The organism is Bradyrhizobium zhanjiangense (assembly GCF_004114935.1).
GTDB lineage: Bacteria > Pseudomonadota > Alphaproteobacteria > Rhizobiales > Xanthobacteraceae > Bradyrhizobium > Bradyrhizobium zhanjiangense.
The window spans coordinates 4,262,396-4,286,730 of record NZ_CP022221.1 but is presented as its reverse complement, the minus strand read 5'-3'; the positions used below and the strand labels follow the sequence as shown (position 1 = coordinate 4,286,730).

Annotated in this window: 25 protein-coding genes; 16 read left to right on the top strand and 9 right to left on the bottom strand. The window is 65.1% G+C overall.

The window, feature by feature from the left end; genetic code table 11:
- The first annotated feature begins 10 nt into the window (after nucleotides 1-10).
- Both XH85_RS20380 and XH85_RS20375 read left to right on the top strand, forming a co-directional pair.
- Nucleotides 11-778 (top strand): SDR family oxidoreductase, encoded by a 768-nt coding sequence (locus tag XH85_RS20380; protein WP_128933215.1) that lies wholly within the window; start codon nucleotides 11-13, stop codon nucleotides 776-778.
- Nucleotides 779-805: 27 nt separating this feature from the next.
- The gene (locus tag XH85_RS20375; RefSeq protein ID WP_128933214.1) at nucleotides 806-1,837 is read left to right on the top strand and encodes an L-idonate 5-dehydrogenase; all 1,032 of its coding nucleotides are present in this window, start codon (nucleotides 806-808) and stop codon (nucleotides 1,835-1,837) included.
- A gap of 87 nt (nucleotides 1,838-1,924) precedes the next feature.
- Here the strand turns inward: XH85_RS20375 and XH85_RS20370 are convergent, their stop codons facing one another.
- On the bottom strand, nucleotides 1,925-2,809 hold the full coding sequence (locus tag XH85_RS20370; RefSeq protein ID WP_128933213.1) for a DUF3280 domain-containing protein: 885 nt from the start codon (nucleotides 2,807-2,809) through the stop codon (nucleotides 1,925-1,927).
- Between the two features lie 194 nt (nucleotides 2,810-3,003).
- Between XH85_RS20370 and XH85_RS20365 the strand changes: the two genes are divergently transcribed.
- On the top strand, nucleotides 3,004-4,386 hold the full coding sequence (locus XH85_RS20365) for a sensor histidine kinase (protein WP_128933212.1): 1,383 nt from the start codon (nucleotides 3,004-3,006) through the stop codon (nucleotides 4,384-4,386).
- Entirely contained in the window at nucleotides 4,383-5,045 is a 663-nt protein-coding gene (locus XH85_RS20360; RefSeq protein ID WP_128933211.1) for a response regulator, read from the top strand. Before XH85_RS20365 ends, XH85_RS20360 begins: the two co-directional genes overlap by 4 nt.
- Nucleotides 5,046-5,062: 17 nt before the next feature.
- Here the strand turns inward: XH85_RS20360 and XH85_RS20355 are convergent, their stop codons facing one another.
- On the bottom strand, nucleotides 5,063-6,046 hold the full coding sequence (locus XH85_RS20355) for a VOC family protein (protein ID WP_164940579.1): 984 nt from the start codon (nucleotides 6,044-6,046) through the stop codon (nucleotides 5,063-5,065).
- A gap of 147 nt (nucleotides 6,047-6,193) precedes the next feature.
- Between XH85_RS20355 and XH85_RS20350 the strand changes: the two genes are divergently transcribed.
- The 4 genes from XH85_RS20350 (at nucleotide 6,194) to XH85_RS20335 (ending at nucleotide 10,699) form a co-directional block, all read left to right on the top strand.
- Entirely contained in the window at nucleotides 6,194-6,985 is a 792-nt protein-coding gene (locus XH85_RS20350) for a DNA-binding transcriptional regulator (protein ID WP_128933210.1), read from the top strand.
- Nucleotides 6,986-7,058: 73 nt separating this feature from the next.
- Nucleotides 7,059-8,567, top strand: a complete 1,509-nt coding sequence (mhpA, locus tag XH85_RS20345) for a bifunctional 3-(3-hydroxy-phenyl)propionate/3-hydroxycinnamic acid hydroxylase MhpA (RefSeq protein WP_128933209.1) — start codon at nucleotides 7,059-7,061, stop codon at nucleotides 8,565-8,567.
- Between the two features lie 22 nt (nucleotides 8,568-8,589).
- Nucleotides 8,590-9,447, top strand: coding sequence for a fumarylacetoacetate hydrolase family protein (locus XH85_RS20340; protein WP_128933208.1), 858 nt, complete (start codon nucleotides 8,590-8,592; stop codon nucleotides 9,445-9,447).
- 40 nt (nucleotides 9,448-9,487) lie between these two features.
- Nucleotides 9,488-10,699, top strand: coding sequence for an ABC transporter substrate-binding protein (locus XH85_RS20335; protein ID WP_128933207.1), 1,212 nt, complete (start codon nucleotides 9,488-9,490; stop codon nucleotides 10,697-10,699).
- Between the two features lie 3 nt (nucleotides 10,700-10,702).
- Here the strand turns inward: XH85_RS20335 and XH85_RS20330 are convergent, their stop codons facing one another.
- A complete protein-coding gene (locus XH85_RS20330; RefSeq protein ID WP_128933206.1) occupies nucleotides 10,703-11,545 on the bottom strand; it encodes a hypothetical protein in 843 nt (280 codons plus the stop codon).
- A gap of 201 nt (nucleotides 11,546-11,746) precedes the next feature.
- Here XH85_RS20330 and XH85_RS20325 point away from each other — a divergent pair, with 201 nt between their 5' ends.
- Nucleotides 11,747-12,628: an IclR family transcriptional regulator gene (locus tag XH85_RS20325; RefSeq protein ID WP_128933205.1), complete on the top strand. Its 882-nt coding sequence runs from the start codon at nucleotides 11,747-11,749 to the stop codon at nucleotides 12,626-12,628.
- A gap of 36 nt (nucleotides 12,629-12,664) precedes the next feature.
- The gene (locus XH85_RS20320; RefSeq protein WP_128933204.1) at nucleotides 12,665-13,639 is read left to right on the top strand and encodes a Bug family tripartite tricarboxylate transporter substrate binding protein; all 975 of its coding nucleotides are present in this window, start codon (nucleotides 12,665-12,667) and stop codon (nucleotides 13,637-13,639) included.
- 15 nt (nucleotides 13,640-13,654) lie between these two features.
- Here XH85_RS20320 and XH85_RS20315 read toward each other — a convergent pair whose 3' ends face one another.
- Complete coding sequence (locus XH85_RS20315) at nucleotides 13,655-13,969, bottom strand: hypothetical protein (RefSeq protein ID WP_420837899.1); 315 nt, start codon at nucleotides 13,967-13,969, stop codon at nucleotides 13,655-13,657.
- 125 nt (nucleotides 13,970-14,094) lie between these two features.
- Here XH85_RS20315 and XH85_RS20310 point away from each other — a divergent pair, with 125 nt between their 5' ends.
- A complete protein-coding gene (locus XH85_RS20310; protein WP_128933203.1) occupies nucleotides 14,095-14,412 on the top strand; it encodes a hypothetical protein in 318 nt (105 codons plus the stop codon).
- A gap of 169 nt (nucleotides 14,413-14,581) precedes the next feature.
- On the opposite strand, the gene XH85_RS20305 is transcribed toward XH85_RS20310, so the two are convergent.
- Nucleotides 14,582-15,073, bottom strand: coding sequence for an SRPBCC family protein (locus tag XH85_RS20305; RefSeq protein ID WP_164940578.1), 492 nt, complete (start codon nucleotides 15,071-15,073; stop codon nucleotides 14,582-14,584).
- Nucleotides 15,073-15,462 carry an ArsR/SmtB family transcription factor gene (locus XH85_RS20300; protein WP_091889742.1) on the bottom strand — a complete coding sequence of 130 codons (390 nt, stop codon included), beginning with the start codon at nucleotides 15,460-15,462 and terminating at the stop codon, nucleotides 15,073-15,075. The genes XH85_RS20305 and XH85_RS20300 overlap by 1 nt, the downstream gene beginning before the upstream one ends.
- A 283-nt stretch (nucleotides 15,463-15,745) precedes the next feature.
- Between XH85_RS20300 and XH85_RS20295 the strand changes: the two genes are divergently transcribed.
- Entirely contained in the window at nucleotides 15,746-16,801 is a 1,056-nt protein-coding gene (locus tag XH85_RS20295) for a serine hydrolase (protein WP_164940577.1), read from the top strand.
- A gap of 113 nt (nucleotides 16,802-16,914) precedes the next feature.
- Here the strand turns inward: XH85_RS20295 and XH85_RS20290 are convergent, their stop codons facing one another.
- Entirely contained in the window at nucleotides 16,915-17,616 is a 702-nt protein-coding gene (locus tag XH85_RS20290) for an SDR family oxidoreductase (protein WP_128933199.1), read from the bottom strand.
- Between the two features lie 108 nt (nucleotides 17,617-17,724).
- On the opposite strand from XH85_RS20290, the gene XH85_RS20285 reads away from it, so the two are divergent.
- Nucleotides 17,725-18,567 carry a GNAT family N-acetyltransferase gene (locus tag XH85_RS20285; protein WP_128933197.1) on the top strand — a complete coding sequence of 281 codons (843 nt, stop codon included), beginning with the start codon at nucleotides 17,725-17,727 and terminating at the stop codon, nucleotides 18,565-18,567.
- Nucleotide 18,568: 1 nt separating this feature from the next.
- Here the strand turns inward: XH85_RS20285 and XH85_RS20280 are convergent, their stop codons facing one another.
- On the bottom strand, nucleotides 18,569-19,015 hold the full coding sequence (locus tag XH85_RS20280; protein WP_164940576.1) for a hypothetical protein: 447 nt from the start codon (nucleotides 19,013-19,015) through the stop codon (nucleotides 18,569-18,571).
- Between the two features lie 284 nt (nucleotides 19,016-19,299).
- Here XH85_RS20280 and XH85_RS20275 point away from each other — a divergent pair, with 284 nt between their 5' ends.
- Both XH85_RS20275 and XH85_RS20265 read left to right on the top strand, forming a co-directional pair.
- Nucleotides 19,300-19,578 (top strand): hypothetical protein, encoded by a 279-nt coding sequence (locus XH85_RS20275; protein ID WP_128933196.1) that lies wholly within the window; start codon nucleotides 19,300-19,302, stop codon nucleotides 19,576-19,578.
- A 1,206-nt stretch (nucleotides 19,579-20,784) separates the two neighbouring features.
- On the top strand, nucleotides 20,785-22,638 hold the full coding sequence (locus XH85_RS20265; RefSeq protein WP_128933194.1) for an alkaline phosphatase family protein: 1,854 nt from the start codon (nucleotides 20,785-20,787) through the stop codon (nucleotides 22,636-22,638).
- Nucleotides 22,639-22,693: 55 nt separating this feature from the next.
- Here the strand turns inward: XH85_RS20265 and XH85_RS20260 are convergent, their stop codons facing one another.
- Nucleotides 22,694-23,266: a hypothetical protein gene (locus tag XH85_RS20260; RefSeq protein WP_164939111.1), complete on the bottom strand. Its 573-nt coding sequence runs from the start codon at nucleotides 23,264-23,266 to the stop codon at nucleotides 22,694-22,696.
- Between the two features lie 382 nt (nucleotides 23,267-23,648).
- Between XH85_RS20260 and XH85_RS20255 the strand changes: the two genes are divergently transcribed.
- The gene (locus XH85_RS20255; protein WP_128933193.1) at nucleotides 23,649-24,308 is read left to right on the top strand and encodes a peroxiredoxin; all 660 of its coding nucleotides are present in this window, start codon (nucleotides 23,649-23,651) and stop codon (nucleotides 24,306-24,308) included.
- Nucleotides 24,309-24,335 lie beyond the last annotated feature (27 nt).

The window sequence follows — 24,335 nt, the reverse complement described above, 5'->3', positions numbered from 1 at the left end:
GATTCCTGAGATGAGCACCGCCCTCTTCGACCTTTCCGGCCGTACCGCGCTGGTGACCGGCTCCTCCCGCGGCCTCGGCCGCGCCATTGCCGAAGGCATGGCCAAAGCCGGCGCCAAGATCATCGTCAACGGCGTCGATCCCAAGCGCGTCGAGCAGGCCGTCGCCGATTTTCGCGCCGCCGGTCACCAGGCCGAAGGCGCCGCGTTCAACGTCACCGACGAGCCCGCGATCGTCGCTGCCTTCAACGATTTCGACAAAAAGGGTCTCGCCGTCGACATCGTCGTCAACAACGCCGGCATTCAGCACCGCAAGCCGCTGGTGGAGTTCACGACCGACGAGTGGCGCAAGGTGATCGAGACCAACCTCACCAGCGCCTTCGTGATCGGCCGCGAGGCGGCCAAGCGCATGATCCCGCGCAAGCACGGCAAGATCATCAATATCGGCTCGCTCGGCAGCGAGCTCGCGCGCCCGACCATCGCGCCCTACACCGCCGCCAAGGGCGGCATCAAGAATCTGACCCGCTCGATGGCAGTGGAATGGGCCCAGCACGGCATTCAGGCCAACGCGATCGGCCCCGGCTACATGCTGACCGACATGAACGAGGCGCTGGTCAACAACACCGATTTCAACAATTGGCTGATGGGCCGCATCCCGTCGAAACGCTGGGGCAAGCCGGATGAGCTGGTCGGCGCGGCGATCTTCCTGGCCTCCGACGCTTCGACTTACGTCAATGGCCAGATCATCTATGTCGATGGCGGCATGATCGCCGCGATGTGATCCGCGAACCGCCGAAGGAAGAAGCCCATGCGCGCCGTCGTCATCCACGCCCCGAAAGACCTGCGGATCGATAGCTATCCGGATGCGGAGCCCGGCCCGGGCGAGGTCCGCGTCAAGATCGCCAATGGCGGCATCTGCGGCTCCGATCTGCACTACTACCACCACGGCGGCTTCGGCGTGGTCCGCATCCAGCAGCCGATGGCACTGGGGCATGAGATCGCCGGGGTGGTCGCTTCCGTCGGTGATGGCGTCACCAGCATCAAGCCGGGCACGCGCGTCGCGGTCAATCCGAGCAAGCCGTGCGGCCAGTGCCTGCATTGCCAGGAAGGCATGCGCAACCAGTGCCTCGACATGCGTTTCCTCGGCAGTGCGATGCGCTTTCCCCATGTGCAAGGCGGCTTTCGCGAATTCATCACGGTCGATGCGACGCAGGCCGTGCCGATCGCCGACAAGCTGTCGCTGGCGGAAGCCGCGGTGGCCGAACCACTGGCGGTGTGCCTGCATGCCGGCAAGCAGGCCGGCCCCCTGCTCGGCAAGCGCGTGCTGATCACCGGCTGCGGCCCGATCGGTGCGCTGATGATCCTGGTCGCGCGCTTCGGCGGTGCCGCCGAGATCGTGGTGACCGATGTCGCGGACGCACCGCTCGCGGTTGCGAAGAAGCTCGGCGCCACCCACGCCATCAATGTCGCGACCAACGCCACTGCGCTCGATCCCTGGCGCGCCGGCAAGGGCGTGTTCGACACCCTGTTCGAAGCCTCGGGCAACCAGGCCGCACTCCGCACCGCGCTCGACGTGCTGCGGCCGGGCGCAACGCTGGTGCAGCTCGGCCTCGGTGGCGAGATGACGCTGCCGATCAACAGCATCGTCGCCAAGGAATTGCAGCTTCGCGGCACTTTCCGCTTCGATCCCGAGTTCGAGCTCGCGGTGCGGCTGATGGGCGAAGGCCTGATCGACGTGAAGCCGCTGATCACGGCCACCATGCCGTTCGAGAACGCGGTCGCCGCCTTCGAGCTCGCCAGCGACCGCGCACAGTCGATGAAGGTGCAGCTGACCTTCTAGAGCATGATCCGGAAAAGTGTGCAGCGGTTTTCCGACAAGATCATGCTCAAACAATAGCCTAAAGCGCGATGACGATTCGTCCTCATCTCATCGCGCTTTAGGTGCGTCGGTGGCCTGCTGGCTCTCGATCAGCCGATCGCTGACCAGCCGCACGGCGCCGCGCTTCCACGAATAGTCCGCGCCGAGGCGCAAGCCGCTGTCGCCGCGGGCCACCACCGCGCCGGTCCTGGCATCGCGAACCTGGAAGCCGAGCGTGTATTCGGTGCGGCTGACACGCCGCACCACGCCGATGAGCGACTGATCCGCGCCGAGCTTCTGCGCGATCGCCGCCTCGCAGCCTCCGCAGTCGCGCAAGGCGCGCGCCTTCGCCGCCTCGCCGCCGACATCGACGATGCGATAGCGACCGGATTGGCCGAGCGCCTCGCGCACACCGTCGGTGACCTCGGCGAGGTACGAGGCGTCCGAAGCGGCCGAGGTGGTCGCGGAAGCAGCCGTCATGTCCTCGAGCTCGAAATCGAACACCGCCAGCGCGACCGGTGCAGGCATCGCGAGCGCAGCCATCACCTCGCGCGAGACAAAAATTTCGGCCCGCTCCCAAGATTCATCATTGTCGCCGCGGAACGTGTAGAGCTTGTCCATCACCAGCTTCTTGGCGCCGACATCGATCACAGCGACCTTGGCCCATTGCACCAGCGTGCTGGTCTTCTGGATGCCGCCGATGACCTTGAACGCCGCACCGTCCTGGGCGGACGGCACCAGCCGATAGCGCCGGTCCGCGCCGATATCCCGTCTAAGCGCGGCCATGAACGCCGATAGCCGCCGCTCGTGGGCGGCGGTCTGGTTGGCCGGCTCGGCCGACGTGTCGGTATAGCTAAAATCGTCCATGGCAACGCCAATGGCAGGCTCGGCATCGGCTCGCGAAGAAAGGACGAAGAGGAGAAAAGCAGACAGAATCAACCGGGAGCGGTGCATGAACGGGCCTCGTGGGATGGAGCGGCCCCGCAAATCTGGACGGGTCGCCTGAGACCATGCAGCCGTGGCTGTCCCGACAAGCGCCGGGAAAATTTCACGACGTTGCACTGCGACAGAGCGGGAACGCTTCCCGCCGCTTGCGTTCTGCCGTTTAATGCGGGAGCGACAAACCCGTTCGCACCAGGTACCCGCCGATGTGGAATCGCCCGAGGTTCGATCTCAAGGTCCGTCTGACGTTGCGCGTGGCCGCCGTATCGGCCGCCTGCTTCGCCGCGATCTCCGCCTATTTCCTTGTTACCGCCGACAGCGCCGCGCACGCGCGCATCGACGGTATCGCTGCCATCGTGGCGAAGACATTGGAGCTGCAACAGGGCAAGATCCAGTGGGTGGCCAGCCCGCGCTCCGACTTTCCGAACCTTGACCCGGTTTCGGCCCATGTGATGACGCCCGGCCTGTGTCTTGGATTCCGGAGCGCGAGCGGCGACATGCTCCAGCGTTTCTGTAGTGGCGCGCCTACCCCGGCGAGCCCGCCGCCGCAAGCCTTCGCCGCCTTCTATCGCAGCCTGTTCGACCCCGGCCGCGAGGCGGCGCGGCCCGTGATCGTGCGCGGAACGAAGCTCGGCGAGACCGTTGTCTCGGTTGATCCGGCGGTGCAGACGGCGGAGGCCTGGCACGAGGCTGGGCGCCTGATGATCGCGCTTGCGATTGCGCTGCCGCTGCTCTGCGCGCTGGTCTATGCCGCACTCGCCCGCGCCCTGCGCCCCACCGGCATGATCGGCAACGGCCTCGAGCGGATCGCCGCTGGTGACCTCACCACACGGCTGCCGCCCTTCGACCTCGCCGAGCTCTCCGCCATCCGCGATGTCTTCAACCATCTCGCCGAAAGCCTCGACACCGCGCTTGCGGAACGCAACGAGCTGACGCGGAAGCTGATCGCGCTGCAGGACGAGGAGCGACGCCATCTCGCGCGCGAGCTGCATGACGAGTTCGGCCAGTCGCTCGCCGCAATCCGCGCGCTTGCCGCATCCGCCCGCCAGACTGCGGCGCAGGACTGCCCCGATCTGCTGGGAGAGTGCGACAGCATTGCCCGGACCGCGACCGGCATGATGGAGACCCTGCGTGGCGCGCTGTTCCGGTTGCGGCCACCCGATGTCGACGAGCTCGGCCTCGTCGCGAGCCTCGAAGGCCTAGTCTCGGGGTGGAACGGCCGCAGCCGCGGCCAGACCCGGTTCGATATCTCCTTCGAGGGCGCTTTCGAGAGCGTGCCCGCCTCCGTCAGCGCCAATCTCTATCGCATCGTGCAGGAGGCGCTCACCAACGCGGCCAAGCACGCCGGCGCAACGAAGGTCAGCCTGCATCTGACGATGGCCGAAAGTGAGATCGCGCTCGCGATCGAGGACGACGGCCGGCCGAACGAGGCGGCCGTCAAATCGGGCATGGGCCTGCTCGGCATGCGCGAGCGCGTCGCCGCGCTTCGCGGCCGGCTGAGCTTCGAAACCGGTGCCCATGGCTCGGCACTGCGTGTGGTCATTCCGCTCGCGGCCGCCGATGGTCAGGCGCTGGAGCACGCGGCATGAGCGGGGCAGACGCGACCATCCTGCTGGTCGACGATCATTCCGTCGTGCGCGAGGGCTATCGCTCCGTGCTCCAGAAGCAGCCGGGCTTGCGCGTCGTCGCCGAGGCGGCCGACGGTGCGGAAGCCTACCGCCTGTACAAATCCGAGGCGCCCGACCTCGTCATCATGGACCTCAGCATGCCCGGCATCGGTGGCATCGAGGCCGTCAGGCGGATCAGGCAATGGGACAAGAGCGCACGGATCCTGGTTTTCACCATGCATGAGAATGCCGGCTTTGCCGTGCAGGCGATCCGCGCCGGTGCGAGGGGTTACGTCACCAAGACCAATCCGCCCGAGACGCTGGTGCGCGCGGTGAAGGACGTGCTCGCCGGCAAGATCGCCATCAGCCCCGACATCGACCACGAACTTGCGCTCAGCCGTATCAGCGGCGAGAGTTCGGCCGCCGACGTGCTCACACCGCGCGAATTCGAGGTGCTGCGGCTGCTGCTCGCCGAGAACACGACGGAGGAAATCGCCGAGACCCTGCATGTCAGCCCGAAGACGGTGGCAAACCTGCACTCGCTGATCAAGGACAAGCTCGGCGTCGGCTCCGACATCGAGCTGGTGCGGCTGGCGCTACGCCAGGGACTCTTGACGGAGGTCGATCTCGGCGAGGCCTGACGCTGCGTGGCCGCGGATCATTCGCGTGCGATCAGCGAATCCAGCCACGCGCAGTTGAGCGGCGGCACGCGCGGGTCGGCGACGCGCACGCCACGCGCCGCCGCATCGAGTCGCATGTCGCGCAGCCGCTTGCGCTGCTCTTCGGGCATATGGAGCCGCTCGTGACCCCACAGCGACGGGCCGTCAAAGGTCTCGTGCGGCTGCCAGGTCTCGGGATCGATCACGCGCCCGCCCCAGCCATATTCGATGAAGAAGCCGGACGGGGTGTTCACATAAAACGAGGTCATGTGATCGTTGGTGTGCCGCCCCAGCGTATAGGCAACGCGGCCGTCGTCCATCTGCGCGAGATCATAGCCCTGCCCGACATCGTCGAGACTGCCGAGCTCGACCATGAAATGGTGCAGCGCCTTGCGCCCGGAGCCGACCATCGCAAAGGAGTGGTGGCGGCCGTTGACGTGGAAGAAATAGAGCCCGTAGGGCTTGAGGCCAAAGTCCGAGACATGGAAGCCGAGCACGTCGCGATAGAACGGCAACAGCGGCTCGACGTCCTCGACATTGAGCACGACGTGTCCCATGCCGAGCGCGCCGGTGCGGAAACCCGAGATCGGTCGGCCGGGCCTGAACGGTTCGGTTGCAAGCTCCGGCTTGCAGAACGCCTCCAACCGGTTGCCGGCGGGATCGGCGAACGTGATCAGCTCGGTGACATGCCGCTCGTCAGCCAGCGCGCGTGACCCGCGGACGACCTTGACGCCCTGCCCTTCAAGCCTGCCAGCGAGCTGGTCCAGTTCGGCGGCCGAAGGAACTTCCCAGCCCATCACCGCAAGTCCGGCATCGCTGCTGCCATCGACGATCAGGCGCTGCTTGCGGTCGTCCATGCGGAAGGCGCACATCTTGCCGCCGCGGTCGACCTGCTGCATGCCGAGCAGCCTGGTCGCCATCCGGCTCCACGAGTCGAGCTGGGAGGAATTGATCCCGATATAGCCGAGCGCGGTGATTTCCATCGACGTCCTCCCGAAGGCATCGCATGTGCCGCAGTGCGGCGAACTTGATACCGGCCGCGTGCGATCCTACGGTGAAGTCCCGCAATCGCTTCGCGTTCGCAACGACGATAATCGCGCGACCGTACGCCACAAGGGAGGAAATACGAAGTGTCCAAGGAGCGGACGCGGAACGGCCAGCCCCGTCAGTCGGAAGGCGTTCGTGCCTTCAAGCGCGGGCTGGACGTACTGCAGGAGGTCAACCGCTCCGGCGGCATCCGCGCCGGCGACGTTGCGCGCGCGCTCGGCCTGCCCCGCCCCACCGTGTATCGCCTGCTCGAAACGCTGGAGGAACTCGGCTATGTCGCGCGCAGCGCCAGCGACGACCGTTTTCGTGTGACCCGGCGGGCACTGAGCCTCGGTGACGGCTATGATCCCGGCGTGGTGATCTGCCAGGCGGCAGCGCCTTATCTCGCCGAACTCAGCAAGACGCTGGTCTGGCCGGTCGATCTCTCCACCTACGAGAACGCCGCGATGGTGGTGCAGGAAACGACCCATTCGCGCAGTCCCCTCTCGATCGACCGCGGCATGATCGGCAAGCGCCTGCCGATGCTGCGCACCTCAGCCGGCCGCGCCTATCTCGCCGCCTGCCCCGCGCGCGAGCGCGATCTGATCGTGGCCCATCTGCGCCGCATCGACGACGCCGACGACCGCCCCTTCCTCGACCAAGGCCGGCTCGACCGCATGATCGCCGAGACCGCCGCGCGGGGTTACGCGATCCGCAGCGAGGGTGAATACAATCCCAGGACGGCTTCGATTGCCGTCCCCATCGTGCGGAACGGCGCCGTATTTGGCTGCATCTCAATCATTTGGATTCGCTCCGCGCTGGGCATCGAGGAAGGGGTGGCGCAGTTCGCGGGCCAGCTTCAGCAGACCGCGTCAGCCATTCCTGTCGAGGTCTAGCCGCCGTCCGCTGGGCGGACACTTGGCGCGGCGGCGTTGAAGGGATGGCATTGCTTGGGGAAGAGATAGCCCCATGCAAGATAAATCCGCCCCCGAAGAATTCGACGTCGTCATCGTCGGCCGTGGTCCGGTCGGCGCCACGCTCGCCAACCTGCTCGGCCTGCGCGGCGTGCGCACGCTGGTGCTCGAGCGCGAGGCACGGACTTATCATTTGCCGCGCGCGGTGCATTTCGACGACGAATGCATGCGCGTGTTCCAGACCATTGGCCTTGCCGAGGCGATCCTGCCGCAAACCATCCTCAGCCCCGGGATGCTCTTCCTCGACGCCGATGGCCGCATGCTGTTGGACTGGTCGCGGCCGCAGACGCTCACCCCGATGGGCTGGAATCTGAGCTATCGCTTCCATCAGCCCGATCTAGAGGACGCGCTGATCGGCGGCCTCGCGCGATGGCCGCACGTAACCCTGCGCAATCGTTGCGATGTATTCGCACTGGACCAGGATCAGCATGGCGTGCGCATCCGCTACGAGGACCTCTCCAACGGGAGGCTCAGCGAGGTCCGCGCCGGCTACGTAATCGGCTGCGACGGCGCCCGCTCCTTGGTGCGACGCTTCATCGGCTCGGGGATGGACGATCTCGGCTTCCACGAGCGCTGGCTGGTGATCGACGTCCTGCTCAAGCGCGAGCGGGACGACCTCGGCGACTACAGCCTCCAGCATTGCGACCCGCGGCGGCCCGCAACTTACGTGCGCGGCACCGGCACACGACGGCGCTGGGAGATCACGGTTCTTGCCGATGAGGACTCTCAGGAGGTAGCGCAACCTGCCAAGGTCTGGGAGCTGCTGTCGCGCTGGATCACGCCGGATGATGCCGCGATCGAGCGCGCCGCGGTCTACACGTTTCATTCCGTCATCGCGCAGCGATGGCGCAGCGCTCGACTGCTGCTCGCCGGCGATTCCGCGCATCAGACACCGCCCTTCCTGGGCCAGGGCATGTGCGCCGGAATCCGCGATGCTGCAAACCTCGCCTGGAAGCTCAGCGCGATCATCCGTGGCGGCGCTGCAGCTGACCTCCTCGACACCTATCAGAGCGAACGCCAGCCGCATGTGCGCGAGTTCATTGAGCTCGCCATTCGCCTCGGCGGGGTCATCAACACCAAGGCGATCGAAGCCGGCCTTGCCGCAGGCAAAGCGCGCGAGAATGCGCCGGTCAGGCTCGAGGTGAAGAAGCCCCTGCTCGGCCCGGGCCTTGCGCTCGGCGACCTGCCTCTCGCCGGACATCTCGCGCCGCAATTCATCTTGCGCGACGGTGGCCGTAGTGACGACCAGATCGGCTACAGCCATGTGCTCCTCGTCGCGAGCGCGGCCACGTTGTCGTCATCTCTCAATCCTTCACAGGCAGGGATCAAGATCCTGTCCAGCGACGATGCCGAAGGTGTCGGCCACTGGCTTCGCGAGCACGGCATCATCGCCGCGCTCGTTCGGCCCGACCGTTACGTGCGCGGCACCGCCCGCAACGATGCCGAGCTCGACCGGCTTATCGGCGCCATCACGCCTTCAACCCACGTGCCGTCCGCGGCCTGACCGAACTTTTCAAGGATACCTCATGAAGCTGCTTTCATTTTTCGCCGATGGTCGCGCCTCCTTCGGTGCCGTCAGGGATGGCGGCGTCGTCGATCTCGGTGCGCGCATGGCCGGCGACGACTGCACCACGCTGCGCCGGCTGCTCGAAAAGGGCCATCTCGCGGAGGCCGCGAAGCTCGCCGGCTCCGCCACGCCGGATCACGCGCTCGATAAGATCACCTTCGCACCCGTCATCCCCGATCCCGGCAAGATCATCTGCGTCGGCCTGAACTATCGTGACCACGTCGCCGAGACCGGCCGCACCGTCACCGAGAAGCCGGCACTGTTCGTCCGATTTCCCTGTAGCCAGGTCGGCCATCTCCAGCCCCTTGTGAAGCCGAAGGTCAGCGACGATTTCGACTATGAAGGTGAGCTCGCGCTCGTCATCGGCAAAAAAGGCCGCCACATCCGGGCGAGCAGCGCGCTCGACCATATCGCGGGCTATTCCTGCTACAACGAAGGCAGCGTCCGCGACTGGCAGCGCCACACCAGCCAGTTCCTCTCTGGCAAGACCTTTGCCGAGAGCGGCAGTTTTGGGCCTTGGCTGGTGACTGCGGACGAGATCCCCGATCCGTCAAAGCTGTCCTTGCAGACGCGGCTGAACGGTAATGTCGTGCAGGACACCACCACCGATCTTCTGATCACCGCCATCCCCGAACTGATCGCCTACATCTCGACGATCTGCCCGCTCGTGCCCGGCGACGTCATCGTCACGGGCACGCCCGGTGGCGTCGGAGCCAAGCGCACGCCGCCACTGTGGATGCGCCCCGGCGACACCGTCGAGGTCGAGATCTCCGGCATCGGTACTTTGCGCAACAAGGTCATCGCCGAACCGGCCTGACCGCCAGCACCATCGATCAACGATAAAATCAGGAAACGCCATGGCCACGCTCCGCACGACGTCCACCGCCATCCTGCTGTCCGCGCTGGCGCTTGCAGGCGCCACTGCGCGCGCAGAGATCAAAGGCGATGCGATCCGCATCGGCGTCCTCACCGACATGAACGGCGTCTTCGCAACCGCCATGGGTCCCGGCTCGGTCGAGGCGGCGCGGATGGCCGTGGAGGAGTTCGGTGGCAAGATCAACGGCAAGCCGATCGAGATTTTGCAGGCCGATCACCAGAACAAGCCGGATCTCGCCGCCTCCCTCGCGCGAAAGTGGTTCAGCGACGGCGTGCAGGCGATCGCCGACGGTGGCAGTTCCGGCGCCGCACTCGCGGTGCAGGAGCTGGTGCGCGGCAACGGCAAGATCTTTCTCGTCTCCGGCGCCGGCGCCAACCAGTTGACCGATGAAGCCTGCGCGCCGACCAGCGTGCAATGGACCCAGGACGCCTATTCCACGGCGACCGCGGTGGTCTCCGGTATCATGCAGACCAGCAAGGAACCGTGGTTCTTCATCACCGGCGACTACGCTTTTGGCCACTCGATCGAGGCGACCGCGCGCGAGCGCATTGCCGCGCTCGGCGGCAGGGTCGCCGGCAGCGTCAAGGCGCAGCTCGGCACGCCCGACTACAGCTCGTTCCTGCTGCAGGCGCAGTCGTCGGGCGCAAAGATCCTCGCGATCAACGTCGCCGGCGACAACGCCACCGCGATCAAGCAGGCCGAGGAATTCGGGCTCGCCAGCCAAGGCATGAAGATCGTGCCGATGTCGTTTCAGAACGTCGACATCGAGGCGGTCGGGCTCAAGGCCACGCGCGGCGATCTCATCGTCACCTCCTTCTTCGAGGACGTCTCGCCCGCCGCCCGGAAGTTCTCCGATGCGTTCTATGCGCGCAGGAAAGCAATGCCCTCGCAGATCCAGGCCGGCGTCTATTCCGCCGTACGCCACTATCTGCAAGCCGTGAAAGACACCGGCTCGGACGACAGCGCCGCCGTGATGGCCAAGATGAAGGCAACTCCGGTATCGGATGCCTACACCCCCAACGGCCGTATCCGCGAGGACCAGCGCATGGTGCACGACCTCTATCTGGTGCAGGTCAAGACGCCGGAGGAATCCAGGGGTCCCTGGGATTTCGTCAAGCTGGTCGCAACGATCCCGCCGGACCAGGCCTTCCGTCCGCTCGACCGCAGCAAGTGCGGCCTGGTCGGCAAGTAACCGTCAGGCGAGATAGCGCGTGAGATAGCCTTCCATGGCATAGAGCGCGCAGAGCGCGAGGCTCGACCACACCGCGGCGCTGAAATACAGGAACATCCAGGTCAGCTCGCCCTTCCAGTGCGCGATGTCGTGGGTCACGACCCAGCGCGTCGCGACGTCGTGCAGGCCTTCGAGGAAGCCCAAGAACCTGCCGCCCTCGGCGTGCCCTGCCCGCCAGCGGCTGAGATACATCGGCACGTCGACGGTGACGAGGAAGGCGAGAAAGCAGGCAATGCCGACGATTCCGGCGATCAACGCCCAGCGCACCACGCCCTGGAATTGCGGCATCAGCCGGCACAGCGCGATGCCGGCGAGGAAGAAGGTCACCGCCCACAGCGAGTTCTCGATCGCATTGTAGAGGAAGTTGGTGGTCACCACCGCGTACCAGGAGAAGCACTCCGCAATGATGATGATCGGCACGATCACGAGCGCGATGTTCACCGCGGTCTCCGCACCGGTCATGTTCCCGAGCTGATGCAGGATGATCGCCCATTGCGCGGCAAAGCAGACTTCGGCGACGGTCGCGACCGTACGGCCGACGAACACGCTCGACAGCCAGGTATCGAACAGGCAGATGCGCTGCACATCGGCGCGCGGCAGCACCGAGCGGAAGGCGCAGCCGAACACATAGGCCGCGCACAGCAGGAACATCAGGCCGATATCCGAGCCGCCACTGACGCTGCCCGCAACGGTCGGGTAGAACTCGCGGTACAGCATGAACCAGACGAGGATGTTGGCAGCGCTGACCAGCGTCAGGGACCCCCACCACCACGCGAGGGGATTTGACCGTGCCTGCCACTGCAACATGAATCGCTCCGCTGTAATCGACCTGACATGTATTCGTAATAATCCTGTCACAAGACGCCATGGAATCACGACAAAAATCTGTGTGCGGGGGGCGCTTTCCGCGCAGTTTTGGCCCGGGCCAGCGCGTCCGCATAGTGGACGATAACTGCACATTTTCTGAATGTATTGGACAACCGGGCTGATCGGGTTCATGAAACCCGGATGGCCCGAGCCGTCTCCAAACCGTCCCTCGCCTCCTCGACCGCCGCCGCGGTGCTGGCTTCGAGCACCGATGACGCCGCATTCGCGACGACGCTGGCGAAAGGTCTCGTGGTGCTCGAGGCTTTCAAGGCCGGGACGACGTTGCTCGGCAACATGAAGCTGTCGACGCTGACCGGGATTCCACGGCCGACGGTGGCGCGGTTGACGCACACGCTGGCTGAGCTCGGCTATCTCCGCTACGACGCCGAGCGCGCGAAATATCGCGTCGGTGCGCGGGCGCTGCGCATGGTGCATCCGCTGCTCGCCGACATGCAATTTCGCCAGGTGGCGCGGCCCATGATGCAGGAGCTCGCGCAGAGTGTCCGCGGCACGGTGTCGATCGGCCTGCTCGATGCGACCTCGATGATCTATGTCGAGACCGCGCGCTCCGGCGACGTCGGCCCGCACGTCCCCGACATCGGCATGCCCATTTCCGTCGCGATGACCGCGATGGGCCGCGCCGCGGCGGCAACCTTGCCGCCGGCGGATGCGGACCGGCTCGAACGGCAGATCGCGGCCGAAGACGCCGCGCTGTGGTCCGCCTTCCGCGACAAATACCGGGCCGGAATCGCGCAATGCACAAGCCGCGGCTTCTGCACCTGCTGGGGCGAGTACATCGCCTCGATCCATGCCGTCGCCGCGCCGTTGTTTCACGCGCGCGAAGCGAAGCGGTCGTTCTCGATCAATTGCGGCATCCCCGCGTTCCGGCTGCAACCGGGCCAGTTGGAGGGCGAGATCGGCCCGCGCATCGCCGCGCTCGCCGACAGCATCCGCGCCATCGTCAGGGCGGCGGAGCCGGCAGCCGCGACACGCAAGCAAAACAAGAAGGGCGCCAGGACATGAACAAGCAAGCTGGCGCCCCACGTCCGGGAGGCCATCATGACCATCACACGCCGAACATTGCTGGGCGCCCTTGTCGCATCCCTGTCGAGCCCGCCATTTTGCGCACGCGCTGAGGAGGCCTGGCCGTCACGCCTGGTGCGGCTGATCTCACCCTATGGACCCGGCGGCTCCAACGACATCTCGCTGCGCCTCCTGGCGGAGGAGTTCGGCCGCAGCCTGCATCAGCAGTTCATCGTCGAGAACAAGCCGGGCGCCGGCACGCGCATCGCCAACGATATGGTCGCGCATGCGCCGGGCGACGGCTACACCTTTCTCTATGTCGCAGCTCCCTATGCCACCGCCGAAGTGCTGTTCGGCAAGCTGACCTACGAGCGAAAGGATCTGCAACCCGTCGCGATGGCGGTGATCGCGCCGCTGTTCTTGATCATCAGTGCCGACGCGCCGTTCAAGACGCTCCCCGAAATGATCGCCTATGGCAAATCGAAGCCCGACGGCCTCACCTTCGCTTCGCCCGGCGCCGGCTCGCAGCCGCATCTTGCCGGCGAGCTCCTGTTCCGGGATGCTGGCGTCAAGGGCCTCAACATCCCGTTCCGCGGCGACGCCGCTTCCTACACCGAGCTGCTCGCCGGCCGCGTCGACGCCACGCTGACCGCGCTGCCGACCGCCCTGCCCTACATCCAGAGCGGCAAGTTCATCGTGCTCGGCGTCGCCTCGCCCGAGCGCAGCGCGCTCTATCCGCAGGGGCCGACCTTGCGCGAGCAGGGTTTTCCGAACGTGGCCGCCGCCGGCTGGTACGGCTTCATGGCGCCATCGACGACACCACGCATGATTGTCGACAAGCTTCAGGCCGAGGTGCTGCGCGCACTCGCCGAACCCGCAATCAAGGACAAGCTGACCGCGCAGGGCCTCGAAGTGCGGCCCGGCACCGCGGCGGAGTTTGGCCAATTCATCGAAAACGAAACGCAGAAATGGACCAAGCTGATCCGCGACGCCGGCCTCAAGGGCGAATGACGATCGATGCGGCGCTCAGTGCCCTCCGGCGCGGCGGCCGCCGCTGCGGATGAAGTCGTCGCGTTCGTCGACGTGGTGCTGATATTCGGAGATCGCGCGATTGGCCATGCGGATCCGGTTCGTCTGTCCCTCCTCCACCATCACGGCGATACGTTGCGCCAGGAACACGCGGGCTTCGAATTCGTCGCTGATGGCGTCCGTGCGCGCGAGAAAGTCCCAGGCGATCTCGAAGGCCTGCTCGGCGGCGGGATTGCGGTAATCGCTGAAGATAATGTGCGTCATCACTGCCAAAGCCGGAGGGCCACTATCGTTCCTACCGGCCTGGTGCACGATCCGGTGTTCCGATTTTCGGACCGGACAATGCGACGAGATCGCCGCGCCTTCACATCGATGAGCGTAGGAACGGTTGGCAACGCGCGTGATTGGTCCCCTCGTAAATCTTTGGGAGCAACAACATGCGTAAGACGATTCTGACGATCTTCACGGCCGCGATGCTGGCCGGCGCTTTAATCGGCGCAGCGTTCGCACAAGGTGCGGGCGGCGGCGGCGCCGGTGGTGGTGCTGGAGGCGCTGGCGGCGGAGCCGGTGGTGGCGCTGGCGCCGCAGGTGCCGGAGCAGGCGCAGGCTCGGGCGATGGAGGCAGCGGAGGCGCCGGCAGTGCAAGTGGCGGCGGCGGTATCACGCATGTGGAGCGTGGCGGACAAGGCGCCTCCAGTCCTAAAGGCATGCGCAACGAGACGACCCCATCGTCCGGCGGCACCCCGCGTCGTTAGCGGGAGCAATGATCAGGCCCCTTCGAAAATCGACACGACCAAGTGGCGCGCATGAGTGCGGCCTCGGCGCGTCCTCTGCGCCGGAGCCGCACTCGTTTTTTTTCAAACGGCTGAGCGATGAACTTAAGACACGTTCAAGTGGCCGCGAGAAATCTTTGCGAACGCGATCTCACCGCTTCATCCCCGCCACATACGCCGCCAGCTTGTCCAGCGTCTGGTAACCGTATTCGACCGCGCCGAATCCGATCATGCCATCGCGCTGCTCGGTGCTCGAGGCCAGCTGGCGCATCATCAACACGGTCTTGCCGTTGCTCTGCTCGGCAAAGGTGACGGTGAAGCGGAACATGCCGGGATCCTCGTCCTGGTCGACGCCGTGATCCATTTCCATCAGAGACGGCCGCTCGATGCGCCGGAAGCGCATGCGGTTCGGATAGACTGTGCCGTCGGGGCCGATCATGTTGAAACGCCAGACGCCGCCAACGCGAACGTCGATCTCGAAGGTCTCGATCTTGAATCCCTTTGGCCCGAACCATTGCGGCAGATGTTTCGGGTCGGACCAGGCCTCGAACACCAGATCGCGCGGCGCGTCGATCACGCGCGACATCACGATCTCGCGGTCGAGCGACCATTGCGACAAGGCGGCATTGGCAGAATTCGTCATCACTCGGAACCTTTCCGTTTGGTTGTTCGGGACGGACGCTTGGCGGCCGCCCTCTCCTTCTCTTTCTTGAGCTTCATCACATAGGCTTCGAACCGATCGAGCCGCGCCTCCCAGATCGCACGCTGCTGCTGGAACCAGTCTTCCGCGCTGAGAAGCGCATTCGGGCTGAGGCGGCAGGTGCGCACGCGGCCGGATTTCTCCGACAGCACGAGCCCGCTCGTCTCCAGCACATGGATGTGTTTCATGAAGCTCGGCAGCGCCATGTCGAAGGGATCGGCGAGCTCGCCGACTGACGCCTCGCCCGCGCAGAGCCGCATCACGATCGCCCGCCGCGTGGGATCGGCGAGCGCGGAAAAAACCTGGTCGAGCCGGGACAATTGGTTAGCCATGAAGCTAACTATAGGGCCGCCGCCATCCGGCGTCAACAATTGTTAGCTCACAGGCTAAGTTATTTTGTCGCGAGCCCCCACACGGGGGAACCCACAACGCGCAATCGTGAATTGGGGCGCGCGCTCGTTCACGTTAAGAGGGGCTCGGGGGCACATCACATCTTGCGTCAGAGCCGTGCCGTCCGTTGTCACCTCATCACACCTCACCCGGCGAGCGCTTTGCCGGGCAGCGCTCGTTCCGCTCGCACTTGCCTGGTCCGGCCGCGCCTTGGCGGATTCCGACATGATCGCGCAGATGCGCGACATCGTCGCGAACGAGCTGGCGCCGACCGCGACGCCGGACTATTCAGGCGGGCTTGCCGCCGCCCTTTATGCCGGCCGCCATGTCGAGTTCTTCACTTACGGTCTTGCCGATGACGCCGCCAAACGGCCGGTGACGCCGGACACGCTGTTCAATCTCGCCTCCTTACGCAAACCCTTCGAGGCGACCCTCGTGGCGCTCGGCGCACTGCGCGGCGAGCTGCGGCTCGATGACCACCTGCCGAAATACCTGCCCGAGCTGAGCGGCGACTACATCCGCGGCGTCACCGTCGGTGAGCTCGCCACGCACACCTCCGGGCTATTGCTGCCGACCGATCATCCGCCCTGGCCGGACGAGCAGTTTACGCGCGACCAGTTCATCGCCATGCTAAACACCTTCGTGCCACCGCCCGGCGTCGCACCCGGCCGGCAGCGCATCTACACCCATGCCGGCTACGTGCTGCTTCAGCTCGTGCTCGAGCGCCGCTACGGCGCTCCGACCGCGGCCCTGTTCGAACAGCGCATCCTTGCGCCGCTCGGCATGGCCGCCACCTGCGTCCCCGAGCGCGGCGAAGACAACCGCGCCACCATGGACGAGGCCTGGATGCGGCGCGTGGTCCAGGGCTATTCGGATCAGGGCATGGCGATCGGCCCGATCGGCAACCAGCAGAGCTATTTTGACTTTTCCGGCACCGGCCAGATGTTCTCCTCGGTGCGGGATCTCGCGAGCTTCGTTGCTGCCTGCGTCGATGGCCGCTCGGTCGATCCGCATCTGCGCGAGGCGTTGCGGATGACGCAGCATGAGGCCTTCCGCGTCGACGAGAAATTCGGACAGGGCATGGCCTGGGAAACCGTACGCCTGCCCGGTGTCACCGTCGTGGACAAGCCGGGCGGCCTCAACAACGCCTCCGGCTATATCGGCCTCGTGCCGGCGCGGCGGCTCGGCATCGTCCTGCTCGCCAATCGCGGCGAATATCCGCACGAGATCGCGCGCTACAAGATATTGCCGGAACTGGCGCGGCTGGTCGCCTCACATTGAGGCGCCGCCTTTAGAGCGTTTTCGAGCGAAGTGGATACCGGTTCGCGTGAAGAAAACGCGTCAAAACAAGAATCTAGAGCTTCGGTTCTGATCCAATCAGAACCGATCATGCTCTAGACCGAGCGCGTCAGCCCGCCGTCGACGCGGATGTTCTGGCCGGTGATGTAGGCCGCGCCGTCGGATGCCAGGAACGAGACCGTCGCCGCGATCTCCTCGACCTTGCCGTAGCGCTTCATCGGCACGTTGTCGCGGCGCGCGTCTAGCTGCGGCAGGCTGTCGATCCAGCCCGGCAGCACGTTGTTCATGCGGACATTGTCAGCGGCATAGGTGTCCGTGAAGATTTTCGTGAAGGCGGCAAGGCCCGCCCGGAACACCGCCGAGGTCGGGAACATCGCGCTCGGCTCGAACGCCCAAGCGGTCGAGATGTTGATGATGGCGCCACCCTTCTGCGCCTGCATCACCGGCGTGACCAGCCGGGTGGGACGGATCACGTTGAGCAGATACGTATCGAGGCCGGTATGCCATTGCTCGTCGGTGATCTCGGTGATCGGCGCGCGCGGCCCATGGCCCGCGCTGTTGACGAGCACGTCGATGCGTCCCCATTTGGCCAGCGCACCGTCGACGAGACGCTTCAGATCGTCATTGGATTTGTTCGAACCGGTGACGCCGAAGCCGCCGAGCTCGGCAGCCAGGGCCTCGCCTTTGCCGGAGGACGACAGGATCGCGACGCGAAACCCGTCCGCTGCCAGCTGCCGCGCGGCCCCCGCGCCCATGCCGCTGCCGCCCGCAGTGACGAGTGCAACCTTCTCCGCCATGAGCGATTCATCCTCTGTGATATCGTTGAGGCGAGCCACAGGCCCGGCCTATCATGAGGCCTTCTACCGCCGGACCCGCTGTCAGGTCCACCGTCGAGAGCATCCGTCATGAGCGATTTGCAGATCCGCAATTTGCGTCCCGAGGAGATCGCCGTCGCCATCGACTGGGCCGCGGCGGAGGGTTGGAATCCGGGCCTGGCCGATGCTGCCTGCTTCGCGATCCCTGACGCGCAAGGTTTCTTAGTCGGCGAGATCGACGGCGAGCCGGTCGCGACCGTCTCCTGCGTCAATTACGATGACCGCTTCGCCTTCCTCGGCTTCTACATCGTGCGTGCAGACTTTCGCGGCAGCGGCCACGGCCTGCGCATCTGGAACGCGGCGATCGCGCATGCGGGCGCCCGCGTAATCGGGCTCGATGGCGTGGTCGCACAGCAGGACAATTACAGGAGATCGGGCTTCCAGCTCGCCTACGCCAATATCCGCTATGGCGGCATCGTGACCGCACCACCGAAACCGCCCGCCGAGGTCGTCGCCCTCGACAAGATCCCGTTTGCACTTGTTGAAGCTGATGACGCCACCGTCTTCCCTGCACCGCGCAGCGCCTTCCTGCGCGCCTGGATCAACACATCGGGCCATGTCGGCCGCGCGCTGCTGCGCGATGGCAAGCTCGCCGCCTGGGGCGTGATCCGGCCGTGCCGGACGGGCCACAAGATCGGCCCGCTCGTCGCGCACGATCGCGCGGCGGCGGAAGCGATCGTGCAAGCTTTGCTGTCGAACGCAGACGGCGGCGAGGTCTTTCTCGATGTCCCCGCCGTCAATCGCGAGGCCATCGCGCTCGCGGGCGAGCTCGGGCTCAAGCCGGTGTTCGAGACGGCGCGGATGTACACCGGGCCGATCCCGCCGCTGCGCATCGACCGCGTCTTCGGCGTGACCAGCTTCGAACTGGGTTAGTTCAGTAACAGCGCATGATGTTGACTGTGTGCTCGCCGCCGCCGCGGCCGGGCACCGTCACCTGCTCCGTCGGGCAGCTCGGCACATAGGGCCGGTCGGAGGGCACGACGTTCGGCGGGAAGCGATGCGCCCAATCCCAGGGAACGTCATACGTATAGGTGTAGCGCACGTCATTGGAGAGCGGCTGCGCCGCCTCGTCGAAAGGCTGGCTGTACGTCGCGCCGTCGTAGAAGAACCCGCCCCCGCCTGGCCAGTAGACCCAGGGATTGCTGCGCCGGTGGAACCGGGCTCCCGGCCCGATCGGCGCACGTGCCATTGCTCCTGACGGAGCTGCGGTGACACCATGCGGCGCGGCGCCGCCGGGTCTGGCAAAACTGTCGCTGGGGCTAAGGAGCAGCGCGGCTGCGCTGAGCGAGGCGAATAGCGCCCCTTGTGATCTCGACATCATGATACGCACCAACTCGTTTGGCTTCGCAGGTAGCGGCTCCCCACCGCAGGCTAGGCCGGGCTGTCGCCCGCCCGCAAACGTATAATTAATTATTGGTTAAGACACGGGATTAACGGGGAACATGGTGCGGCAGAACGCCCGGATTTCCCGTCCCGTTTGAGCGACTTCGTTCCGCGCCACGCGATTCATAACCAGTTGATCGGAGTTGATCGATCCTGGCCAATACGTCCGGAACGCTCCCGCATTGCAACCGTTGGCCCCCGACACAAGCAAGGAGCACTCGAATGCAGAACAAGTCAAAACTCCTCTGCCTGGTCACGGCATCGCTCGTTGCAGGCGCTACAGCCGCGTCGGCGCAGGGCTATTACGATTGGAACGGACCGCGCGTGGGTTGGGACGCGCCAGCCTACGAACCGGTTCAGCCGCGCGCGTACTATCCTGACGTCGCCGGACCGTATGGCACGTACTACGGCATCCGCCATCCGACTCCGAGCTCGACGCAGGGCGATGTCGGCCCTGACGGCAACAACAACGGCACGCTGACCGGCGGCTATCGCTGGTAGCGACAGGGCTTCATTTGCACGACCCGTCGCCTTCATCGAGCGGCGGGTTGTTCTTTTGCGGCCTACGTATTGTGAGCTGAAGAATCGCCGTTGCCGCCGGCTGCGCGATAATGGCCGTAGCCCGGATGGAGCGCAGCGCAATCCGGGACCGCTGGGTCCGCACGGATGGAATCCCGGATTACGCTTGCGCTCCATCCGGGCTACAAGACCTTGCGTTGCCTGTCGGGCAAAACGCGCAAGCCATGGGTCAACGCGCGCCACCCAAAATATTCCGCTTTACCGAAATTCGGAAACGGCGCATGTGTCGCGCAACCCGGCCCAAGGAAGAGGGGCGTATCGCGATCGTCACGAACGCGGGTCGGGCGGCGGTGGACATGGACCACACCGGCGCGAAAGGCTTCGCAGGGCGGGCAACCGTGAGCGAAAGCGTCACGCCAACGACAGGTGCGGTTCGCGTACGGCCAAATCGTGTGGTCCTGGCGCCCGGGGTTCTGTGCGCCAAGTCTGGCGGTGATGTGGCGGCCCGACCGGGTTCGCAGCATCAGCGATCCGCAAGGCGACGGGGGCAATAGTGCATCGCTCCCCGGGGAGAGCGCGACATAAGCCGTTCCAACCACTGCGCAGGGAAGGCCGGGATGCTTCCGGTTGCCCTGTTTCCCGCTATGCATTGAAGCACACGCAATCTGCTCCTGGCATGGCGGTCCATAGGAGCCAACCGGCTCCCGGTCTTCCCTGCGCCCTCTTTCATTGAGGGCAAGGCACCGAAGCAAAGCTCGGGCGAACAAGCCGCGAGGATGCGAAGGTGTGTCTGCGATTGAAATGCGAATGATGAGCGACCATGCCGCCTCAAACTCCGTCATTGCGAGGAGCCCTTGCGACGAAGCAATCCAGACTGCCTCCGCGGTGGTGGCAGTCTGGATTGCTTCGCTCCGCTCGCAATGACGACGTTGATGCAGCTGTGCGCGCCAAGCCTCGCTTCTCGTGCCCCGGACGCAGCGCAGCGCTTCTTCAGCGGTGCGCTGCAGAGCCGGGGCCCATGCAACAGCGAAACGCGCCGCCCTCCTGGCAGCGCGTCCGGGATGCGCGAGTGCTCTGCCCTTCTTTGCACGCTTCTCCGCTCTTGTAACAAAACGGTCATCCAGCGAAACTAAACGAAGCCGGGGCCGCCGCCAGCGGCCGAGCCGCCTCACCGCAGGGAGAGATTTGATGCGCCGTCCACTGGTGTTGCTGTCCGCCGGACTGACCATCCTGTCCACCGGACTTGCCTCCGCCCAGAACAACACGCCACGCAACCTGATCCTGTTCATTCCGGACGGTCTTCGCGCGCTGAAGGTCACACCGGAGACGGCGCCTGCGATGGCCGAGGTCCGCGACAAGGGCGTCAACTTCAAGAACCCGCATTCGCTCTTCCCGACCTTCACTATGGCCAACGGCTCGGCGATGTCGACCGGACACTATCTCGGCGATACCGGCGTCTTCTCCAACACGATCTGGACCAACTACACCTCCGTCCCCGCCGGCGACACGGTGGTCCCCTTCATCGAGAACGACGCCGTGCTCGGCGATATCGACGAGCATTTCAAGGGCAACTATCTGAACGAAGAGACCATCCTGAAGATGGCCCGGGACAAGGGGTTCAGCACTGCCGCGCTGGGCAAACATGGTCCCACCTACCAGTTCGATCACACCGACAAGCCCGAGAAGGCCGGTCTGCATTCGATCGTGTTCGACGACGCCACCGGCGGCAAGATCGGCGTGGCGCTCTCGGACCAGGTGAAGGACGCGCTGACCAAGGCCGGCCTGCCCACCGCCACGCCGCCGCGCGGTGACAATTCCAAGGCGGGCGATGCCAAAACCCCTGGCACCACGGTCGCCAACGTCGCGCAGCAGGCCTATTTCGCCGATGTCGCCACCAAGGTGGTGCTACCCATGTTCAAGGCACGCAACAAGCCATTCGTGCTGGTGTTCTGGTCGCGCGACCCCGACGGCAGCCAGCACAATACCGGCGACAGCCTCAATCAGATCAAGCCCGGCATCAACGGCCCCACCTCGATGGCCGGCATCAAGAATGCCGACACCAACCTCGCCCAGCTCCGCAAGGCGCTCGACGAGCTCGGGCTAGCCGCCTCGACCAACATCATCGTTTCGGCCGACCACGGCTTCTCGACCATCTCCAAGGAGAGCAAGACCAGCCCCTCGGCCAAGATCAGCTATGACGACACGCCGAAGGACTTTTTGCCGATGGGCTTCCTGGCGCTCGACCTTGCGAAAGCGCTCGACCTGCCGCTGTTCGACCCCAACGACAAGAATGCGAAGATCGAGGGCAACAAGCATCCCAAGGCCGGCAACGGCGTGCTCGGCAAAGATCCGACCAAGCCCGATCTCGTCGTCGCCACCAATGGCGGCTCCGACCTGATCTATCTGCCGAGCAAGGACAAGAAGCTGGCGGCGAAGACGATCAAGGCGCTGCTCGAGCAGGACTACGTCTCGGGCCTGTTCGTCGAGGACGCGCTCGGCCGCTTCCCCGGCACCCTGCCGCTGTCGAGCATCAATCTGCGCGGCAAGTCGGCGACGCCGACGCCGTCGATCGTCGTCAACTTCCGCTCCTATGCCAGCGATTGCGGCGAGGCGCCGACCAACTGCTCGGTGCAGGTCGCAGACACCGTGCTGCGCCAGGGCCAGGGCATGCATGGCAGCTTCAGCCGCGGCGACACCATGAACTTCATGGCCGCCATCGGTCCGGACTTCAAAGCCGGCTATGTCGACGAGATCCCGGTCAGCAATGCCGACGTCGGCATGACCGCTGCCCGGCTCATGGACCTGCGCGGCGCGCGGAATGGCGATCTCGTCGGCCGCGTGATGTCGGAGGCCATGCCCAACGGCACGGTGCCGAAGGCCTATGCCGGCACGCTGAAGTCCAAACCGGCCGAAGGTGGCCTGATGACCGTGCTGAACTTCCAGCGCGTCGGCACCCAGCGCTATTTCGATGCCGCCGGCTTCCCCGGCCGCACGCTCGGGCTCGAGGTTGAGGGCGGCAAACAAAAAACGGCGGGGAAATAACCCCGCCGCTTCATCGCGTCCTCGATTGAGACGCGTAAATTTACAAGCCCAAATCTTACATGCCGATGTCGAACACGTTCGGCAATTGGCCTGCCAGAGGCAGCGCGGTGGCGCCCAGGAAGGTCGCCACCATCGCCATCAGGCGACGGTTGTTGTGGCGCTTGCCGCGCATCTGGCCGGCGATCCACTCCAGCATCTCGCTGTTGACCTTGGAGGCATAGGACGGCGCCCAGCTCTCGATCTCGGTGTCGGCCGACAGCGCGACGCTGCGCGGCGGCACCTTCAGGCCCGAGGCGCTGGCGGCATAATGGGCGACCGCCTTGGCGAGCAGGTCATCGAACCGGCCACCATCGGCGCGCTCGGTCGCGGCCTCGTTGATCTCAAACAGCACTTCGGCCTCGGTGCGGCTCACCGGCTGGTCGTTGACGGCGGTGGCGGTCAGGATGCGCATGCACCAGGCGGTGTCATCGGCATCGAGCGAACGGGAGAAATGCACCCTTCCCTTGGTGGTCGGGCCTTCCCCCGTGATCACGCCGTCGCGCACGATGCTCAGCGCATGGGCCGCGGTATCGCGGCAGGACGGTTCGAGGGACGACGAGTCGGTAGGCTTAGGCGCAGCGGCAGACATAGTTCACTTCCAGATTTCTTCTGATCGGCCAGCATTTTCATGCCGACGTAAAGGGGTGGTTAACGATTCGATACGGGGATCGCGACTTTTCTAGATGGTTGCCAATTGGTCGCTGTTAGGACCATTCTGGTTCTAGGAAGCGCCGGGCGAGCGTGATGAAAGTCATAAAAGGCATTATCGGGGCAATCGCGACCGTGTGACCCCGGGTGGAGATACTTCGCCGCAGGCGCCGCTGTAACAGAAAGGTGCTAGGAAATCGGCTCTTCAAAGAAGGAATTCACATTTTACTTGAGCCGGTTCACTTGGCCTCTCCGGCATCCTATACTGACGACGACGGCAAAAGCTGAATTCTAAAGTAAATTCAACGAGATGAGGTAGAACCATGACACTTCCGATCGGCGCCACCGCACCCGACTTCGAAGCCGAGACCACCGAAGGGAAGATCAAGTTCCACGACTGGATCGGCAACAGCTGGGCCCTGCTATTCTCGCACCCGAAGGACTTCACGCCGGTTTGTACGACCGAGCTCGGCGCTCTCGCCAAGTTGAAACCGGAGTTCGACAAGCGCGGCGTCAAGCTGATGGGCCTCTCGGTCGACCCGGTCGACCGCCATTCCAAATGGTCGGAGGACATCAAGGAGACGCAAGGCGCCGCACCGAACTACCCGATGATCGGCGACACCGATTTCAACGTCTCCAAGCTCTACGAGATGCTGCCGGCCTCGACCTCGGGCGATCCCCTCACCCGCACGCCGGCCGACAACCAGACCGTCCGCAACGTCTTCGTCATCGGGCCGGACAAGAAGATCAAGTTGGCGATGGTCTATCCGATGACCACCGGCCGCAACTTCCAGGAGATCCTGCGCGCGATCGACTCGCTGCAGCTCACCGCCAAGCATCGCGTCGCGACGCCGGCCGACTGGAAGCAGGGCGAGGACGTCATCATCGCCGGCTCGGTCTCCAATGACGAGGCGAAGACGATCTGGCCGCAGGGCTGGAAGGAGCCGAAGCCCTATATCCGGATCGTGCCGCAGCCGAAGTGACTTTTTGCGGTTGCGGATAGCAACCGC

Coding starts and splice junctions, on each gene's coding strand:
- mhpA (WP_128933209.1), top strand. CDS start 7,059: ATGCAAGATAAATCCGCCCCCGAAGAATTCGACGTCGTCATCGTCGGC.
- XH85_RS20305 (WP_164940578.1), bottom strand. CDS start 15,073: ATGACGAATTCTGCCAATGCCGCCTTGTCGCAATGGTCGCTCGACCGC.
- XH85_RS20300 (WP_091889742.1), bottom strand. CDS start 15,462: ATGGCTAACCAATTGTCCCGGCTCGACCAGGTTTTTTCCGCGCTCGCC.
- XH85_RS20340 (WP_128933208.1), top strand. CDS start 8,590: ATGAAGCTGCTTTCATTTTTCGCCGATGGTCGCGCCTCCTTCGGTGCC.
- XH85_RS20295 (WP_164940577.1), top strand. CDS start 15,746: ATGATCGCGCAGATGCGCGACATCGTCGCGAACGAGCTGGCGCCGACC.
- XH85_RS20335 (WP_128933207.1), top strand. CDS start 9,488: ATGGCCACGCTCCGCACGACGTCCACCGCCATCCTGCTGTCCGCGCTG.
- XH85_RS20280 (WP_164940576.1), bottom strand. CDS start 19,015: ATGATGTCGAGATCACAAGGGGCGCTATTCGCCTCGCTCAGCGCAGCC.
- XH85_RS20275 (WP_128933196.1), top strand. CDS start 19,300: ATGCAGAACAAGTCAAAACTCCTCTGCCTGGTCACGGCATCGCTCGTT.
- XH85_RS20330 (WP_128933206.1), bottom strand. CDS start 11,545: ATGTTGCAGTGGCAGGCACGGTCAAATCCCCTCGCGTGGTGGTGGGGG.
- XH85_RS20360 (WP_128933211.1), top strand. CDS start 4,383: ATGAGCGGGGCAGACGCGACCATCCTGCTGGTCGACGATCATTCCGTC.
- XH85_RS20355 (WP_164940579.1), bottom strand. CDS start 6,046: ATGGAAATCACCGCGCTCGGCTATATCGGGATCAATTCCTCCCAGCTC.
- XH85_RS20375 (WP_128933214.1), top strand. CDS start 806: ATGCGCGCCGTCGTCATCCACGCCCCGAAAGACCTGCGGATCGATAGC.
- XH85_RS20380 (WP_128933215.1), top strand. CDS start 11: ATGAGCACCGCCCTCTTCGACCTTTCCGGCCGTACCGCGCTGGTGACC.
- XH85_RS20290 (WP_128933199.1), bottom strand. CDS start 17,616: ATGGCGGAGAAGGTTGCACTCGTCACTGCGGGCGGCAGCGGCATGGGC.
- XH85_RS20285 (WP_128933197.1), top strand. CDS start 17,725: ATGAGCGATTTGCAGATCCGCAATTTGCGTCCCGAGGAGATCGCCGTC.
- XH85_RS20325 (WP_128933205.1), top strand. CDS start 11,747: ATGGCCCGAGCCGTCTCCAAACCGTCCCTCGCCTCCTCGACCGCCGCC.
- XH85_RS20320 (WP_128933204.1), top strand. CDS start 12,665: ATGACCATCACACGCCGAACATTGCTGGGCGCCCTTGTCGCATCCCTG.
- XH85_RS20370 (WP_128933213.1), bottom strand. CDS start 2,809: ATGCACCGCTCCCGGTTGATTCTGTCTGCTTTTCTCCTCTTCGTCCTT.
- XH85_RS20310 (WP_128933203.1), top strand. CDS start 14,095: ATGCGTAAGACGATTCTGACGATCTTCACGGCCGCGATGCTGGCCGGC.
- XH85_RS20255 (WP_128933193.1), top strand. CDS start 23,649: ATGACACTTCCGATCGGCGCCACCGCACCCGACTTCGAAGCCGAGACC.
- XH85_RS20260 (WP_164939111.1), bottom strand. CDS start 23,266: ATGTCTGCCGCTGCGCCTAAGCCTACCGACTCGTCGTCCCTCGAACCG.
- XH85_RS20365 (WP_128933212.1), top strand. CDS start 3,004: ATGTGGAATCGCCCGAGGTTCGATCTCAAGGTCCGTCTGACGTTGCGC.
- XH85_RS20265 (WP_128933194.1), top strand. CDS start 20,785: ATGCGCCGTCCACTGGTGTTGCTGTCCGCCGGACTGACCATCCTGTCC.